This is a genomic window from Sinobaca sp. SA16-1, from assembly GCF_059510515.1.
In genome coordinates this window covers 14,321-30,842 of sequence record NZ_JCAKFL010000005.1, presented here as the reverse complement: position 1 = coordinate 30,842, position 16,522 = coordinate 14,321, and the positions used below count along the sequence as shown (strand labels likewise).

At 45.1% G+C, this 16,522-nt stretch carries 20 protein-coding genes; 6 read left to right on the top strand and 14 right to left on the bottom strand.

Annotation, left to right across the window (positions count from 1 at the left end; all coding sequences use genetic code 11):
• Positions 1-6: 6 nt before the first annotated feature.
• The 6 genes from AC5W2J_RS14290 to AC5W2J_RS14265 all read right to left on the bottom strand — a co-directional run bounded on the left by AC5W2J_RS14290 (position 7) and on the right by AC5W2J_RS14265 (position 3,134).
• Positions 7-348 (bottom strand): hypothetical protein, encoded by a 342-nt coding sequence (locus AC5W2J_RS14290; protein ID WP_496060135.1) that lies wholly within the window; start codon positions 346-348, stop codon positions 7-9.
• Between the two features lie 11 nt (positions 349-359).
• Positions 360-1,058 (bottom strand): N-acetylmuramoyl-L-alanine amidase, encoded by a 699-nt coding sequence (locus AC5W2J_RS14285; protein ID WP_496060134.1) that lies wholly within the window; start codon positions 1,056-1,058, stop codon positions 360-362.
• A 3-nt stretch (positions 1,059-1,061) separates the two neighbouring features.
• Complete coding sequence (locus AC5W2J_RS14280; protein ID WP_496060133.1) at positions 1,062-1,898, bottom strand: ATP-binding protein; 837 nt, start codon at positions 1,896-1,898, stop codon at positions 1,062-1,064.
• Positions 1,840-2,586, bottom strand: a complete 747-nt coding sequence (locus tag AC5W2J_RS14275) for a DnaD domain protein (protein WP_496060132.1) — start codon at positions 2,584-2,586, stop codon at positions 1,840-1,842. Before AC5W2J_RS14275 ends, AC5W2J_RS14280 begins: the two co-directional genes overlap by 59 nt.
• A gap of 91 nt (positions 2,587-2,677) precedes the next feature.
• On the bottom strand, positions 2,678-2,893 hold the full coding sequence (locus AC5W2J_RS14270) for a helix-turn-helix domain-containing protein (RefSeq protein ID WP_496060131.1): 216 nt from the start codon (positions 2,891-2,893) through the stop codon (positions 2,678-2,680).
• Complete coding sequence (locus AC5W2J_RS14265) at positions 2,856-3,134, bottom strand: helix-turn-helix transcriptional regulator (RefSeq protein WP_496060130.1); 279 nt, start codon at positions 3,132-3,134, stop codon at positions 2,856-2,858. The genes AC5W2J_RS14270 and AC5W2J_RS14265 overlap by 38 nt, the downstream gene beginning before the upstream one ends.
• Before the next feature lie 192 nt (positions 3,135-3,326).
• Between AC5W2J_RS14265 and AC5W2J_RS14260 the strand changes: the two genes are divergently transcribed.
• Positions 3,327-3,950, top strand: coding sequence for a helix-turn-helix domain-containing protein (locus tag AC5W2J_RS14260; RefSeq protein WP_496060129.1), 624 nt, complete (start codon positions 3,327-3,329; stop codon positions 3,948-3,950).
• Between the two features lie 80 nt (positions 3,951-4,030).
• Positions 4,031-5,197: a site-specific integrase gene (locus tag AC5W2J_RS14255; RefSeq protein WP_496060128.1), complete on the top strand. Its 1,167-nt coding sequence runs from the start codon at positions 4,031-4,033 to the stop codon at positions 5,195-5,197.
• Between the two features lie 96 nt (positions 5,198-5,293).
• Here the strand turns inward: AC5W2J_RS14255 and groL are convergent, their stop codons facing one another.
• Together groL and groES are read right to left on the bottom strand one after the other, a co-directional pair.
• On the bottom strand, positions 5,294-6,934 hold the full coding sequence (gene groL / locus AC5W2J_RS14250; RefSeq protein WP_496060127.1) for a chaperonin GroEL: 1,641 nt from the start codon (positions 6,932-6,934) through the stop codon (positions 5,294-5,296).
• Between the two features lie 69 nt (positions 6,935-7,003).
• Positions 7,004-7,288, bottom strand: coding sequence for a co-chaperone GroES (groES, locus tag AC5W2J_RS14245; RefSeq protein ID WP_496060126.1), 285 nt, complete (start codon positions 7,286-7,288; stop codon positions 7,004-7,006).
• 354 nt (positions 7,289-7,642) lie between these two features.
• On the opposite strand from groES, the gene AC5W2J_RS14240 reads away from it, so the two are divergent.
• Complete coding sequence (locus tag AC5W2J_RS14240; protein ID WP_496060125.1) at positions 7,643-8,362, top strand: CPBP family intramembrane glutamic endopeptidase; 720 nt, start codon at positions 7,643-7,645, stop codon at positions 8,360-8,362.
• Positions 8,359-8,592: a hypothetical protein gene (locus AC5W2J_RS14235; RefSeq protein ID WP_496060124.1), complete on the top strand. Its 234-nt coding sequence runs from the start codon at positions 8,359-8,361 to the stop codon at positions 8,590-8,592. Before AC5W2J_RS14240 ends, AC5W2J_RS14235 begins: the two co-directional genes overlap by 4 nt.
• Before the next feature lie 26 nt (positions 8,593-8,618).
• On the opposite strand, the gene AC5W2J_RS14230 is transcribed toward AC5W2J_RS14235, so the two are convergent.
• The 3 genes from AC5W2J_RS14230 to AC5W2J_RS14220 form a co-directional block, all read right to left on the bottom strand.
• Positions 8,619-9,638 (bottom strand): hypothetical protein, encoded by a 1,020-nt coding sequence (locus AC5W2J_RS14230; RefSeq protein WP_496060123.1) that lies wholly within the window; start codon positions 9,636-9,638, stop codon positions 8,619-8,621.
• 271 nt (positions 9,639-9,909) lie between these two features.
• Complete coding sequence (locus tag AC5W2J_RS14225) at positions 9,910-10,692, bottom strand: ABC transporter permease subunit (protein WP_496060122.1); 783 nt, start codon at positions 10,690-10,692, stop codon at positions 9,910-9,912.
• Between the two features lie 2 nt (positions 10,693-10,694).
• Positions 10,695-11,600, bottom strand: a complete 906-nt coding sequence (locus tag AC5W2J_RS14220; RefSeq protein ID WP_496060121.1) for an ABC transporter ATP-binding protein — start codon at positions 11,598-11,600, stop codon at positions 10,695-10,697.
• A 137-nt stretch (positions 11,601-11,737) separates the two neighbouring features.
• On the opposite strand from AC5W2J_RS14220, the gene AC5W2J_RS14215 reads away from it, so the two are divergent.
• Positions 11,738-12,301, top strand: coding sequence for a TetR/AcrR family transcriptional regulator (locus tag AC5W2J_RS14215; protein WP_496060120.1), 564 nt, complete (start codon positions 11,738-11,740; stop codon positions 12,299-12,301).
• A gap of 60 nt (positions 12,302-12,361) precedes the next feature.
• Here AC5W2J_RS14215 and tatC read toward each other — a convergent pair whose 3' ends face one another.
• The 3 genes from tatC to AC5W2J_RS14200 are packed head-to-tail and all read right to left on the bottom strand — an operon-like array spanning position 12,362 to position 14,062.
• Positions 12,362-13,162: a twin-arginine translocase subunit TatC gene (tatC, locus tag AC5W2J_RS14210; RefSeq protein WP_496060485.1), complete on the bottom strand. Its 801-nt coding sequence runs from the start codon at positions 13,160-13,162 to the stop codon at positions 12,362-12,364.
• Positions 13,163-13,178: 16 nt separating this feature from the next.
• Entirely contained in the window at positions 13,179-13,376 is a 198-nt protein-coding gene (locus AC5W2J_RS14205) for a twin-arginine translocase TatA/TatE family subunit (RefSeq protein WP_496060119.1), read from the bottom strand.
• 38 nt (positions 13,377-13,414) lie between these two features.
• Complete coding sequence (locus AC5W2J_RS14200) at positions 13,415-14,062, bottom strand: redox-sensing transcriptional repressor Rex (protein ID WP_496060118.1); 648 nt, start codon at positions 14,060-14,062, stop codon at positions 13,415-13,417.
• A 273-nt stretch (positions 14,063-14,335) separates the two neighbouring features.
• Here AC5W2J_RS14200 and AC5W2J_RS14195 point away from each other — a divergent pair, with 273 nt between their 5' ends.
• Positions 14,336-16,276 (top strand): ABC-F family ATP-binding cassette domain-containing protein, encoded by a 1,941-nt coding sequence (locus tag AC5W2J_RS14195; protein WP_496060117.1) that lies wholly within the window; start codon positions 14,336-14,338, stop codon positions 16,274-16,276.
• The last annotated feature ends 246 nt before the right edge of the window (positions 16,277-16,522 follow it).

The following is a 16,522-nucleotide window of genomic DNA, read 5'->3' as shown; positions in this document are numbered from 1 at the left end:
TTTTTTCTATATTTTAAATTCTTTCTGTACATACTCTCCTTCTTTTAACTCCATATCCCCTTCTTCAATGCTAAATAAATCATCAGCATCTCCTTCATCTTCATTCCCTGCTCCGACTATGCTTCCTTCTGCAATCGCTGTCTTTTCTTCAAATAAGCTGATCTGAGCCGACTCTATTGATACGTTTACCATTTCATCGGGCCGGAACCTTCTCAATGCAATAAAGTTTTCGTTATTTAGCTCAATATCTCCTAATATAATTCTTACCGACTGCTGCCATTCGTCTTTCTTTGTTTTGTTCACTATTTCAATTTTCTTAATGCTTGCACTTAGTACCGACTCTCCCATGAAAATCCCTCCTATAATTGTTGTACTTCAATTTTTGTAGCTGTTTTTAAATGTTGCTCTACCTGGGCCAATACATTCTCTTTTTCTTTATAAGCTCCTATTTGTTTATCGTTAATAAGGACCCTGTACGCTCGTTCTCCTTTAAAAGCAGGAGCGGGACTTGTACGTGTTGGAGTGAGTCTTAATAGCTTCATCAGGCCGTTAACGTGCCCCTGGGCGATGGCCTTAAGAACAGTGGCGTCTTTTAATCGTAAGCTGTCTTTTGGATGATCAATAAATAAATTTTCTGTTAGGACAGCGGGCATTTTTGTGCTCCGTAGTACCGCAAAGTTTGCTTCTTTCCTCCCTCTATCTTTCTCGTACAACCGAGTCGCAATTTCCTCATGCACCGCCTTCTGATATTCTTTCGTTTTGCTTCCTGCTTTCGTAAAAGTAAATGTCTCAAACCCGCTGCCGCCTCCAGCGTTAATATGAATCGATAGAAAATAATCCGCTCCCCAGGCATTGGCCAGCTCCGCTCTTCCCTCTAATGAAACAAAGGTATCCTTTTCTCGAGTCATTCGTACATCCACATGGTAGTTCTGCAGCAGTGTTTGCTGGATATGCTTCGCTATCGTTAACACTAAGTTCTTCTCCTGGAGGCCGTTAGCAACCGCTCCAGGATCTCTTCCCCCGTGTCCTGGATCAATCATAATTTTTACTTTTTTCATGTGTTAGTCGTTCCTCTCATTTTTAAATTGGCGCAAGCGGTGATCCGCTCCGTTTAGTGTTAGAACCTGGGTATGCTGCATCATCCGTGAAAAATTCCGCTCGCCTATTTTCCGTTGGAGATCTCGGCCATTTAGGTTCGTCGTGAATATCGTATGTTTTCCAATACGACTATCTACGATCTCAAACACTTTCGACGTACTCCAGCTTCCACTGTGGTCGGACCCGTGCTCTGCCCCTATGTCGTCCAGTACTAAACAGTCTGCTTGCTCCAGCACGGTTAACAAATCATCTTCTGCGTATTGGCTATTCTTGTTATAAGTCGCTTTTAGTTTAGTCAGTAACTTGGGAACCGATATAAAGATGCCCGTGTGCCCTTGTTCCAGTACCCTTTTTAATACCGAGACTGCTAGATGCGATTTACCTAAGCCGTATGAGCCTGTTAACAAGAGATTGCCTGGAGCGGTTAATGAAAAATGCTCTGTATACGACTCAGTACTCTGCTTGGCCACTACCTGTGAATCATTTTTAGGTACATAGCTTTCAAATACACTTTCTTTTAGATCAGCATTGATTAAACTATTCTGATCAAACAGCTGAAACAGCTTTTCTTTTTCACGTTTCGTTTTATTACGGAGCACCTGCCTTGCTATCTCTATGTCCTCGCATCGGCATCCGTAGGTAACTTCAATGCGCTTTCCTTTGTTCGGTCCAAATGGCATAATGACTCTTCGTAAAATCACTTGTTCGCTGCATCCCTCACACTGAAAGCGGCGAATGATGTTAGAATCCGAAATCGTATCCTTTATCGCCGGCGGCAGATGATCGCTTGCTTGTATCACGGCTTACTCCTCCTTTACTTTGTTTTGGAAAGGGAGTAACCCGTTTATTTCTTTTGTCTTGTTCCGCTTGTATAGCATCTAAAGTAAATAAGCGTTTTGTCTCCCAGTCTTGAAGAATTCTTGATACGTATTTCCAATTGCGTACATTCTGCAGGAGAGCTATTTTCATTGCTTCAATCACTACTGCTTCTGGATCTTCAAACGATGTATTGGTTAACCAGCTGTTCATGCTATCGCTGATAAACGGAGAAAGCATCCCAAATCCATTTTTCTCAAAAAATTGAAAGCAATTGATTGATGTTTCGTTTTGTATTGTTTGTTTATGTTTAATTAATGGGGAAACATTCCCTCCCAAATTGACTGCAGTGCTCTCTGCATTAGTGTCTGCAAAAGAGTGTGCATAGGTTACTGCACGTGTATACAGCACATACACAGCCGCTTGATTGCCACGTCTGCTGGAGAAGTCTATATACCCTTTTTGCTTCAGTTCGTTACGTGCATTGTAAAACGATCGTTCTTTTACACCGGCCTTGATGCATACGACTGATACAGCCACGGAGAAATCTTTTGGCCATCCGGCTTTGTTGCAGATATGCATTAAGGCATGCCATATCGCAATAGCTGACCCGCTCAGTGGATTCGTCTCCTGCTGATCATAAAAGGCATTTAGTTCTTTTAAGTAATTCATAAACCCCCCTGGTGCTATGTTTTCTTATTGGTTTGAGAGATAAGGAAAAGAGAAATGCTAAGAGGATGTTGCGAAGGGAAATCGAGGTGGATTATACGTTAACGATATCTTGTGCCGGCTTATTTGCCTGCGACTCGAGCCAAGAGAAGAAAGCTTCCCGCTGCACTCGCTTTAACCGTCCCATACGTAGAAGTGGAAAATCTGTGTGCTCCATTAACTCATACGCTACTCGCTTTGAGCAGCCGATGATGTCCGCTACGTGCTCTACTTTAAGCAAAAGTGGAAAGTCGTTCATTGTCTGCTGCATTACTCTGCCCTCCTTTTACGCTCATATAGAACTCTTTGTAAACTTCCTCATAAAATAACCACTCCACCGAAACACCAAACCGATGAGCCAACCGTAATTTATAAATTCCTTTCGGCTCTTTAGTTCCTGATTCGATATGAGCGATCATGCTCTGAGACAGTCCCACACTTTTACCAAGCTCTGTTTGGGTGAGGTTAAATCGTTGACGCAAATCCATAAAACGAAGGTTTCTTGTGTCCATTAGTGCCCCCTTGATAAGTACTTAAAGTGATAGTGCAAAATTAGAATACATTACATTAACGGTTAATTCAATAAAATTATTACAAAAAGTGTTATATTAATTGAAAATATTACTTAAAGTGATATAATAAAATTAATTTTATGACTATCCGTTATAAAAGAAGTCTTTAAATAAAGAGGAGCGGGATAAAAAGTGGCAAGCTTTGGTGAACGTCTTAAAACATTTCGCTTACAAAAAGAACTATCGCAAGCCGATTTAGCAAGAGCTCTCGATGTATCCCAAACAACGATTGCATCATATGAACGAGGCGATAGACGGCCTCGTCAGAATTTAATGGTTAAGATTGCTCAATACTTCTCTGTATCTCCAAACGAGCTGCTCGGTTACGAAAAAAGCCAAGAGAGTTATGCTATTGAAGGATTGTTAACCGTACCGGTATTTGATTATCTTCCTTACGAGACTTCTTTAAAAGATACCGATTATATTACGCGTTACGCCTACTTACCGGACGATGGCCAGTATAACGTAGAAAAGCTATTTTTCTTCATTACACCGGACAACGCGATGGAAGGCTATAGTCGTATCCAGTATGGGGACACATTGATCGTACATGGCAAGGAAGAAATTAAAGACGGAGATATTGCTGTTCTCCATATCAACGAATCGGAAGCAGTTATCAGGCGGGTATACAACCAGGCTGACTCAGACAATCTATTACTCATACCAGACAATGCGTATTATAATCCTCTCTCCCTTCCTCCTAACGAGGTTAAGATACGAGGCAAAGTAGTACAGGTTATCTTTTCACCAAAATAAGAAGATAACTTCTTTAAGGAGGTGATGAAAGTAAGACATTCACAAGTAAACATTTCATCTATTGAAAGGAGTTAGTAAGGGTGAAGGGCCATGTTTATAAAAGAGGAAAAACCTGGACGTACACAGTCGATCTAGGGAAGAATCCTGCTACTGGAAAAAGAAAGCAAAAAAGTAAAGGCGGTTTCAAAACAAAAAAAGAAGCCCAGGCAGCATCTATTAAAGCTCAACAAGAAATAAACGAAGAGACCTTCGTTGATGAGCAGGCTATTTTATTTAAAGATTTCGCAGATCAATGGTTGAATATGTACGCCTCTTCCGTGAAAGTAAGTTCTGTTCGTGTAAGAAAAATTGAAATGAAGCGACTATGCGACTACTTTGGCTATGTAAAATTAAAAGATATTAACGGCGTCCGCTACCAAAAGGTACTATACGATCTCCAACAAAAAGGATATTCCAATTCTAGTATTGATGGGGTGCATAGTACAGGCCGCATGATATTTAAGAAAGCATTAGAATTTGAGCTAATAAAAAAGAACCCCACAGAGTTTGCTAAGGTCCCTAGAAAGATCGACTCGGTTCAAGAATTAGAAACAAGAAACAAAGATATTAAGTACCTGGAGAAACAAGAACTGGCTGCATTTTTAAAAGCAGCTAAAAATGAAGGATTACAATACGATCACCTTATTTTCTTCCTATTGGCTTATAGCGGTATGAGAGCGGGTGAGCTGCTAGCATTAAAGTGGAACGATATTAATTTTAACGAGTCGACTATTAATATAACAAAAACACTATACAACCCTAAGAATAGAGAAAAAGAGTTTGAGCTACTAACACCAAAAACGAGCGGGTCGGTCCGGAAAATAAAAATAGATGAAGAGATCCTGCATCTTTTAAAAAAGCACAAGAAAGAACAAACCGAGTGGAAGATGATGACTCGTGATGAGTATGTAGACCAGAATTTTATTATTACTCGTATGAGCGGGTATCCAGAGACTATTAAGAAAATTGCTATTCGAATGAAACGTTTATTGAAGTTAATAAAAATCGAAAGAAACTTAACCCCTCACTCTTTCAGGCACACCCACACCTCTCTTCTTATAGAGGCTGGAGTCGGTATTAAAGAAATTCAACAACGACTTGGCCACACCGATATTGAAACCACGATGAACATTTATGCTCACATGACGAAAGAAATGGAAGAAAAAGCTTCCCACAAGTTCAGTGAACTCATGAGAAGCTTAAAATAAAAATTCTTCAATTGTTAGCAAAATGTTAGCATTTGCCTCATTTTCTCCTCTTTTATCAAGAAGAATCCCTAGTACATAAGGGTTATGAGAGCGACATTACATCATGCCGCCCATTCCGCCCATGCCACCGCTCATGTCGGGCATGCCGCCGCCGTAGTCACTGCTGGACTCCGGCTTTTCTGCGATAACTGCCTCTGTTGTGAGGAACATCGCAGATACGGATGATGCGTGCTGTAGTGCAGAACGGGTTACTTTTGTAGGGTCGACGATACCGGCCTCTACCATGTTTACCCATTCGTTGGTTGCGGCGTTAAAGCCAATACCAATTTCTTCGTGCTTCATTTTCTCAACGATAACGGAGCCTTCAAGGCCTGCGTTAAGCGCGATTTGGCGAAGCGGCTCTTCTAGTGCACGAACCACGATGGATACGCCTGTTGCTTCGTCGCCTTCCGCTTCAATAGCGGCAACGGTCTTGTATACGTTCATAAGCGCTGTACCACCACCGGATACGATACCTTCTTCTACTGCTGCACGCGTAGAGTTCAAGGCGTCTTCGATGCGGAGCTTACGCTCTTTCATTTCTGTTTCGGATGCTGCTCCGACTTTTACGACAGCGACACCGCCGGAAAGCTTAGCAAGGCGCTCCTGAAGTTTTTCTTTATCAAATTCAGATGTTGTTTCTTCGATCTGGGATTTAATCTGGCTCACGCGGGCAGAAATCTGATCCGGCTGGCCATTTCCTTCTACGATTGTTGTGTTGTCTTTATCGATGGTAATCTTGTTGGCTCTACCAAGCATGTCGACTGTAGCCGTCTTCAGGTCAAGGCCTGTGTCGTCTGTGATAACCGTACCGCCTGTGAGCGTTGCGATGTCTTCAAGCATCGCTTTACGACGATCGCCGAATCCCGGTGCTTTAACCGCTACTGCGTTAAACGTGCCGCGGAGCTTGTTCACAACTAGTGTGGCAAGAGCTTCGCCTTCTACGTCTTCTGCAATAATCAGGATCGGACGGCTCTGCTGTACCACCTGCTCGAGTACCGGAAGAACTTCCTGAATGTTGGAGATCTTCTTGTCGGTAATCAGGATATACGGGTTATCAAGTTCAGCTGCCATTTTATCGGAATCCGTCACCATGTAAGGAGACGCATAACCGCGGTCAAACTGCATACCTTCTACGACTTCAAGCTCGGTATCAAGTCCACGGGACTCTTCTACTGTGATAACGCCGTCGTTTCCAACGCGCTCCATTGCTTCCGCGATAATTTCGCCGACTTCTTCGGATGCAGAAGAAATAGCTGCTACCTGGGCGATGGACTCACGGCCTTCGATCGGCTTGGAAATCTTCTGTAGTTCATCTACAGCAAGCTTCGTTGCTTTCTCGATACCTTTGCGGATCCCCATTGGGTTCGCGCCGGACGTTACGTTCTTCAGGCCTTCCTGGATCATAGCCTGGGCCAGAACGGTAGCTGTAGTCGTACCGTCACCGGCGATGTCGTTTGTTTTGCTTGCTACTTCGGATACGAGCTGGGCGCCCATGTTCTCGAAGTTATCTTCTAATTCGATTTCTTTTGCGATCGTTACACCATCATTGGTGATAAGCGGGGAACCGAATTTTTTCTCGAGAACGACGTTGCGTCCTTTCGGTCCAAGCGTTACTTTTACTGCGTTAGCTAGTTCGTCGACACCGCGCAGCATCGAGCGGCGGGCGTCTTCGCGGAACTTAATATCTTTAGCCATTAATTGTACCCTCCTGAGTGCGTATTTGTTTCGTTTTGTGCTGCTTGTATACGTGCATTTAAAGAATGATTAGTTTACGACTGCTAGAACGTCGCTTTCACGGATGATTAAGTACTCCGTACCGTCAAACTTTACTTCTGTTCCGGAATATTTGGAATAAATCACTTTATCGCCTTCGTTTACTTCAAGCGGGCGTCTTTCTCCGTTGTCTTTTACTGCACCGGATCCAACCGCTACTACTTTGCCTTCCTGCGGCTTTTCCTGGGCAGATCCCGGCAGGACGATACCGCCTTTAGTTGTTTGTTCTGATTCGACTTGCTCAATAATAATACGGTCACCTAGTGGCTTTAACAAGGTAGAACCCTCCTTCAGAGTTATCGTAAAGTCACGGCTGCCTCAAAGTAACGGGCGCTGTTCTTTACTTTTTTCATTTTTAGCACTCGGATGCATTGAGTGCTAATCCACTTATTATATTAATCATTCTGCTTTTGTTTTGCAAGCCCTTCCCGCAAAAAAAATTCTGTTTTGCGTGCCGGACCCTTTCTTCCTTTCCCGTCCTCCCTGATTTTTAATCTTATTTTCCCATCCGCTTCACAATTGTTTCACATGCTTTATCGTAAGGGATTTGCTGTCTGTTGTGGTACAATGACGGTTGGTACGGCGTAAAAGCCGCTGAACGACTTTACTTATGTTAAGGAGTGGACGTTATTGAATAAGCGATATTGGGCGATTCTGCTGACGTATATTCTTATGCAGCTCTCCGGTATTCTCGGCATTCCGCTGCTGCTTTCCACCGGAATGGATATCACACAGAGTATTGCTGTATGGAGTATCTTCAGCTTTGTCGCCGCCCTGCTAGTTATGCTTCTGCTATTAATACCGGAGCGCAGGGCAAAGCCTCACCCTAAATTAAAAAGAACGAACGTCGGGGACGCGGTGCTGTGGAGCTTTCTTGGTATTCTGCTCGCCTTCGTCGCCCAGTACGTGGCGGTTATTGTTGAAACGGCGATTTTCAACGTTGAGCCCGGCTCGGAAAACACGCAGGAAATCGTGGAGATGGTCCAGATGGTGCCGGTCTTCGCTCTCGTCGTAGCCGTGGTCGGCCCGATATTGGAAGAACTTGTCTTCCGGAAGGTACTGTTCGGCGCGCTTTACCGCCGCATGAACTTCTTTTTCGCCGCGTTGATCAGCTCCGTCATTTTCGCAGCAGTTCATCTTGATTTCACCCATCTCTTGATTTACACCGCGGTCGGCTTTACATTTTCTTTCCTTTACGTGAAAACAGGCCGGATTCTCGTGCCGATTATTGCTCACGTCGCCATGAACGCTTTTGTGGTCGTGACGCAGGTCGTATTCGCCGATCAGCTGGAAGAAATTATCCGTGAAGCGGAACAGGCCGCATTGATTATTGGAGGATTGTTTTTATGATGTCACCGTTAACGATGTCGATGATTTACTACGGAATAGCCGGCGTCTGTATTTTCCTTGGCCTGCAGTTTGCCGGAGAATACGGCATGTGGAGCATCATGAGCATGGCGCTTGCTGCCATTGCGGCGTTCGACATTATGCTCGGACACCGCTTCTGGGTGCTCCATAAGCGCATGAAAGCCGGAGAAAACCCGGAAAAAAAAGAGAACAACGACAAAAAGGACAAATAAAAAGGGCGCCCCGCGGGGTGCCCTTTTTATTCTGCATTCTGTGTTTCTTTTTCCAGCCGCTTCAACGCCGTTTCTGCCAGTATATAATCAAAAAAGTGGGCTTCCGTGGAAACCTGTTCCGCTTCGTGGACGTTCTCCAACGGTTCTTTCCAGTCGGCCGCTTTCTCCACGTCTCCTTTATCCAGAAAATGCATCATAATCAAGGCATACACCGCCGGCGCTTCGTACGCGACCGATTCTTCCATCGTCTCCCGGTCGTACCGGCCCATCAGCCTGCCGTTCGTGTCATACGCTTCATACAGCCAGTTTTCCAGAGGCTGCACGTCCCCGGTGACCGTTTCCATCTGCTGCATGATCAGCACCTGGTCAATCAGGTTCACTTCGCCTTCCGTATAAAACTCTTTTTCCTCATCTTCTACATTATACCGCTCGTAGTAGTACAGGCTGTCGTCCATGGCGGCCCGCGTGACACCTTCCAGAGAAGCACCGTCCCATCCGAAGCTCTCCCAGGCGGCAGCAGAAAAGTAGCTGAAATGAACTTCCTGGGAAAGGGAGTCGGACGGCCAGTCGTAAAAGTCGTGCCATTCGCCCGCCTCATACTGGTAGTGATACACCGCCCGCTGAATGGATTCGGAGAGCTCATTATATGACTCTTCTTCGAACAGCTCAGCCCCACGCTGCAGCGCATACGCAATCCGGACATCGTCAATCAGTGCGTTAACGGAGATGTCATCTTCTACTTTCCATTTGATAAGCGTTCCTTCATCCAGTTCTTCCGTAAACTCGGACAACCTCTCCACTTCGTCAGCGAAAGCGCGCTCGTCTTCAATCACAAGCAGATAGTCCAAATACAGGCCGATCGATTCGGAAAGGTATTCCGTGTTCCCTTCCCCGTCCGGATAATTGGCGATCAGCCCATTGTCTCCCCGGTACCTTTCATCTACCACACCCACCGTTTCATCCTCCTCCCTGTTCAATTGAAGCAGCCAGGTCACTGCCAGGCCGATGCCTAAGACGATAATTGCTGCGATTATCCATTTTTTCATCAAGACTCCCCTTTAAAACGTATTGTTTTGTCTGGAAAATGACGGGCTTCCTGGTTGGGCGGTAAAGCAGAAAAAGGCTTTTGTCAGAAGGGCGAAAAAACAGCCGGGCATACGTAAAATACATAATGGCTTCTACCATCTGCATACTCAAAATTTGGCTAGTATTTACAATATATCTCATAAATAAGACAATTAAAAGGGAAATCACTGCTTTACAGACGTACACTCTTTTCATATACGGGCCGCTTCCCGGGCATCATAATGTCTATCGTTATACCGGCAGATCTTTTCGTTTAAAAACGAACATTCCTACTAAATACAAAATAAGAGTTAACCCGGCAAGTATGAGTAGCTGAGCCCCATAGCTTCCACTTTGAATAATGGCATTGGAATCATAGAGAGTAATAATAGTAATATTTTTAATACCTTCAAGACTTTCACTCATCCCGGAAAGCATATCCGCAGCAAAGAAAAAAACCGACAGTCCTCCACCAAGTGCCAGGGATTGGCTTGAACGGTTAAACAAACAAGAGGCCAAAAAAGTTATTCCACTGATTGCTAAATTTAATAATAAACAACCCAGGGTTAACATGAAGAATTTCTCTACAGGCAGTTCGCCAGGCTGAACCAGCTCTGCCACCCCGTACCCTGTTAAAAACACTAATCCAAACAATACTACTAGTGAAGACACAAAAAAGATGATACTTGTAAAAGTGTACTCGGTTCTTGTGATAGGAGCTGACAGATAATAAGCCATGCTGCCTTTGTCTACTTTTTCTGCTATCAGCTTGTTTCCGATAATAACCGAATAAATCATGGCAAAAATGAGAGCAAAATTCCCAAAATATTGATTGGCCACAAACGCGATTAAGGTGGTTATATCGCCTAACGGGTTAACGGGAGAACCTGTATTTACCCGCGCAATTTCATTCATGGTTTCCGGAGTAAAAACACTCATTATGATTCCAATTAATAACGAAAGAACTCCTGCAATGATGAAAAACACTTTTGCATTCGATTTTATTAAGTGAATAAACAGAGATTTATTCAGCATGATCATGATTCTCCTTTATAAAAATTCATAAAATATTCTTCGAGTGAATACGTCATTTCACGAATGTATATCAACTCTCTTTTCGAAAGCGCACGTATCAGCTCGTTTATTTGAATGTCTTCTACCTCTATCATCATCTGCAGATTTTCTTTACGAGCTTCTTTAACAACAAAATTTTCCTTCTGAATAGATTCAAAATCCTGAAAGTCGTGAAACGCTATTTTAAATAAAGTGGTTTTATCACGATTTTTAAAAGCTTTAAAATCCTGAGAGTTCAATTCCGAAATCAATCTACCTTGTTTTATCATTGTGATTCTATCGCAGGTTTCCTGAATCTCTTCAAATAAATGAGAAGACATAAGAATACTTTTCCCCTTTTGTTTTTCCTGATGAATTAGTTTTACAAAGGTTGACTGCATAAGAGGATCAAGCCCCGTTGTTGGTTCGTCCAGAATGAGAATGTGCGGCTCATGCATAAATGCACATACAATCCCCACCTTTTGTTTCGTGCCCTTGGACATTCGTTTTATTAATACAGAGGGGTCTAAGTCGAACATTTCTATTAACTGTTCAGCTTTTTTCATATTACGAAGGTTCCGCATATTAGCAGCATGCTGTATGAGCTGTCTACCTGTCAGATTTTCAGGGAAAGCAATTTCTGCCGGAAGATAACCGAGATGTTTTTGAATCTTTTTCGAGTCATTCCAGCAATCCAACTGCAAAATAGCAGACTTACCGTACTGCGGTTTAATAAATCCCAATAGATGACGGATCATGGTTGTTTTCCCCGCCCCATTCGGCCCTATAAAGCCACATATTTCCCCTTCTTCGATCTGTAATGAAACATCAAAAATACCTTTATTTTCTCCATAATCTTTCGTAAGGTGCTGCACATTTATTACTGTCATTTAAAACCACTCCACCCATATTTATTTATTAATCCAACAACATGTCGTATGATATAAGTGTATGATGTAAAAATACATCCATCAACCGACATTTTTACCTTACCTGTCGGATTTTGAGACATTATAGGAGGAAGAGGATGAAAAAAAATTCAGCAGTCACCACACAAACAAAACAATATTTAATAGATGCTTTTTGGGAACTATACTGCACTAAACGGATAGAAAAAATAACAATTAAAGAAGTTACCACAAGAGCAGGATATAACCGGTCTACATTTTATGAATACTTTACCGATGTTTACGAGGTCCTCGAGGAAATAGAAAGCACATTAATTTCTAAGCTGCAGGAGATTCCCATTCAACAGCTGTCTTTACCGGATGAACCGCTCCCTTTTCAAGCAATTGTCAGCATTTATTCACAACACAGTAAGTATCTTATGGTACTTCTGGGAGATCATGGCGACCCGGCCTTTCAGGGCAGAATTAAAGCCGGCATGAAGCCCATCATAAAAGAAACCCTGGCTGCCCGGGGCGTGAAAGAAAGTTTTGAGCTGGACTATACCTTGGAATATGCTTTATCCGCCATGATAGGTGTACTAAGTTACTGGTTTAATCAAGAAGAGGCGCCATCTATCGAAAAATTAATGGAATGGTTAGAGGAACTTTCCAGTGACGGGGTGATGAGGAAGTTAATAAAGTGATTTAACTTTCTTTGCCCATTTTCAAGTTATGCAAAAAAAAAACACCCTTTCGGATGTTTTTTACGCTTTATTCTTTTTATCGATTTCTTCCTGCAGGCGCTTTTGTTCTTCGAGCGCCCATTCTTCCATGCGCTGTTTTTCGGCTTTCTGTACTTTCTTGTACGTCGACCTGGAAATAATAATGCTTACTTCATAAAGCAGCAGGAGCGGCACGGTGACCATCAGATGCGAGACGATCTCCGGCGGCGTAATAAAGCCGGCGACAACCAGCAGCACGAAGTATGCGTACTTCCGCACCGTGCGCAGCCAGGCGGGCGTAATCAGGCCGAGGCGCGTCAGAAACATGACGACGACCGGCAGCTGAAACAACAGCCCGAACGGGAGCGTAAGCTGGAACAAAAACGAGAAGTAATCGTTCACGCCGTACTGCTCCGTCAGGCCGAGCCGCTCGGTAAGCGAGCTTAAAAAACGGAGCACGTTTGGAAACAGGATAAAGTAGGCAAAAGCGAGCCCCCCGAAAAACAGGAGCGTCGCGATCGGAATGTACGACAAAGTTGCTTTCCGCTCATTTTCCAGAAGCCCCGGAGCGACAAACGCCCAGAGCTGGTGCAGCAATAGCGGAAACACAAGTATCAGGCCGATGACAAACGCGAAGTTCATGTAGAGCATCACAGGATCGGTCAGGCTGAAGACGTTCATCGGGAAATCTTCCGCCGCCGGGATGTTCTGCAGGTGTTCAATCACGCGCGGTGCAATAATCAGGCCGATAATCATAGCCGCAAGAAAAACGCTGCCGACCAGGATGATTCTCCTTCTCAGCTCCCCGAGGTGGTCATACAGCGTCATCTCTTCTTCTATAATAGGCGGTTGGTTCGGATTACTTGGTTTCACCGGTTTTTGTTTCGGATTTCTTTGGCTTTTCTTCATCGTCATCATCTGCCAGCCCCTTGGTTGCGTACTTAAATTCTCTCAAGGTGTTGCCCGCTGCCTTTCCAAGCTCCGGCAGCTTCTTTGGGCCGAATATAAGCAGTGCTACTATCGCTATCAATGCAAGACTTCCTGGACCTATTGGCATGTTACAGCCTCCCTTTTTAAAGTAAATCGGATACGTGCTTACGTGTCGAGCGGATAATTCCGTAAAAAGTAGACGAGTGTCTGCAGTTCAATCGATAAATCAATATGGTGCACCCTTATGTAAGGCGGCAGGGACAGCCGGGCAGGCGTGAAGTTCAGAATGCCTTTGATGCCGGCATCCACAATCTTTTCGGCAGTGGACTGGGCAAATTCAGCGGGCACAGTCAAAATGGCCACGCTTGGCTGCTCGTCGTCCGGTGCCTTTTCCGAAAGCTTGTCCAGATGGAAAATTTCCACTCCGCCTACTTCGTTTCCGACGATATTGTCATTTACGTCAAAGGCGGAGACGATACGCGTGTTGTCGCTTCTGGAAAAATTATAACGCAGAAGTGCCGTGCCGAGGTTCCCGACGCCAACGAGGCAGACGTTAGTCCGCTCGTCCTGGTCCAGGGTTTTCCGGAAAAAGGACAGCAGGTAGGATACGTTGTAGCCGTATCCCTTCTTGCCGAGCGCGCCGAAGTAGGAAAAATCCCGGCGGATCGTCGCCGAATCCACTTTCACCGCTTCGCTTAATTCCGTGGAAGACACCCTGGTTTTTCCGGAGGCATGCAGGTTTTCAAGAAATCGGTAATACAGCGGCAGGCGCTTCGCTGTAGCCTGTGGTATTTTTTGCTGGTCTGTATTCATTAGAAAGCCTCCAAAGGTCGCTGCCTGTTTCAATCGCTCTCAGGCATTGTTTGTATCGGGATCTCCCGGTATACACAGCATACCTGTTATCTGGGAGAAAGACGAACAGAAGGATTTCTGTTTGCGCTTTCTTTATTTATTGTACACCATTCGGCCACGTATTGTCATATGAATATAAAGGAAATGACGCGCCTTCTGTTTCCTGAACAATCGCCTTTTCCCGCGAAATACGCTAAACTAAAAGATGAGACTTGTATAAAAGGATGGTTCTTAATGATCGTACTGCAGTGTATAGATATAACAAAGTCATTTGGTGCAGACACGATTCTGCAAAATATAAAAATGGACATAAAAGCCAAGGAACGCGTGGCCCTGATCGGCCGAAACGGCGCCGGGAAATCCACGCTTTTAAAAATCATTACCGGAGAGCTGCCAAGTGATTCCGGCCAGGTCGTCGTTCCAAAAGACGTATCGATCGGCTATCTCGACCAGCACAGCGGACTCGACACCGACCGCTCGATCTGGGAAGAAATGCTGACGGTATTTACCGCACTCCGCAAAATGGAAAAAGACCTCCGCGGACTTGAAGAAAAAATGTCGGACCCCTCCCTTCTCGAACAGCCGGCCGCCTACGAAAAGGTGCTGAGCGAATATGACTCCATGCAGCACACCTTTAAAGAACGCGGCGGCTATCAGTTTGAAGCCGACATCCGCGGGATTCTTTCCGGGCTCCGCTTCGGGGCCTTTGACTACGAGACCCCGATTAACGTATTGAGCGGCGGGCAGAAAACCCGTCTGGCTCTTGCCAAGCTGCTGCTCTCCAAACCGGCGCTTTTGATTCTCGACGAGCCGACCAACCACCTGGATATTGATACGCTCCGCTGGCTCGAGCAGTATTTGTCCGGCTATGACGGCGCGGTCCTGATCGTTTCCCATGACCGCTATTTTCTCGATAAAATTGTCCAGAAGGTGTATGAGATTGCCTGGAACAAAGCTTCTTTATACCAGGGCAACTACAGCTACTATATAGATGAAAAAGCGCTCCGCTATGAGCAGGAGCTGAAAACCTTTGAAAAACAGCAAAAGGAAATTGCGGAGCTCGAAGACTTCGTGCAGCGCAATATTGCCCGCGCCTCCACCACCAAACGGGCGCAGAGCCGCCGCAAAAAGCTGGAAAAAATGGATCGTGCCGGACGTCCGGACGGTGACCGCAAATCAGCTTCATTTTCTTTTGCCATTGATAAAGAAAGCGGCAACGACGTACTGATGATCGATAACGTCACCATCGGCTACCCGGGAGCGGAACCGATCATTAAAAACTTAAGCCTGAACGTAAAAAAAGGCGAAAGCGTAGCCCTCATCGGCCAGAACGGCGTCGGCAAATCCACGCTCTTAAAAGCCCTGAAAGGAGACCTTCCCCTGCAGGGCGGCACGATCCGCCTCGGGAGCAAAGTGAAAATCGGCTACTATGACCAGGAACAGGCGGACTTAAACACAAATAAAGACGTGCTTCATGAACTATGGGATGACTATCCCCAGACGGTGGAAAAAGAGATCCGCACCGTCCTCGGCAACTTCCTGTTTACCCAGGAGGACGTAATGAAAAAGGTGTACGACCTGAGCGGCGGCGAAAAAGCCCGGCTCGCTCTGGCCAAGCTGATGATGCAGAAGCCAAACGTTCTGTTATTTGATGAGCCGACCAACCACCTCGATCTCGACAGCAAGGAAGTGCTCGAAAGCGCGCTGATTGACTATCCGGGAACGCTCGTCTTCGTTTCCCACGACCGCTACTTCCTGAACCGGATGGCAACCCGGATTGTGGAACTGTCCCCGGGCGGCCTCCGCGACTACATCGGCGATTACGATTACTTTATTGCCCGCGTCGAGGATGAAAAGGAGCGCGAAGCGATACGCCGTGAAGAAGCGGCTGAGACGACTCCCGCCGCAGTCGGTGCGCCCGAAATCAAGAACAGCTTTCAGCAGGACAAAGAGGCGAAGAAACACGAACGCCGCCGCCTGCGCCAGATTGAAACGATTGAAGCTTCCATTGCAGAGATCGAATCCGAGATCGAAGCACACGAGCAGCAGCTTCTGGAGCCCGATGTGTACAGTGACCATGAAAAAGCCGCTTCCATCCAGGCGTCTTCCCAGAAGCTGAAAACGACCCTCGACCAGCAGATGGACGAATGGGAAATGCTGCAGGAGGACGAGTAACCTTTTACCGGAATACAAAATAATAGGCATGCCGCTTGCAGGATTAATTTCGCTGTCAAGCGGTTCTTTTTTCGAAATTCATACTTATACACACTATCCACAGAGTTGTACACATATTCCCCGGCTTTCTATCCAGCCTTCACATGGTTATCCACAAATTTACCGAGTTATCAACAGATTTGTAATCAACAGGTTAAATCCTTTTATATCAGTACTTTTCGCTGTTTTTCTGAATATTTAAAGAAG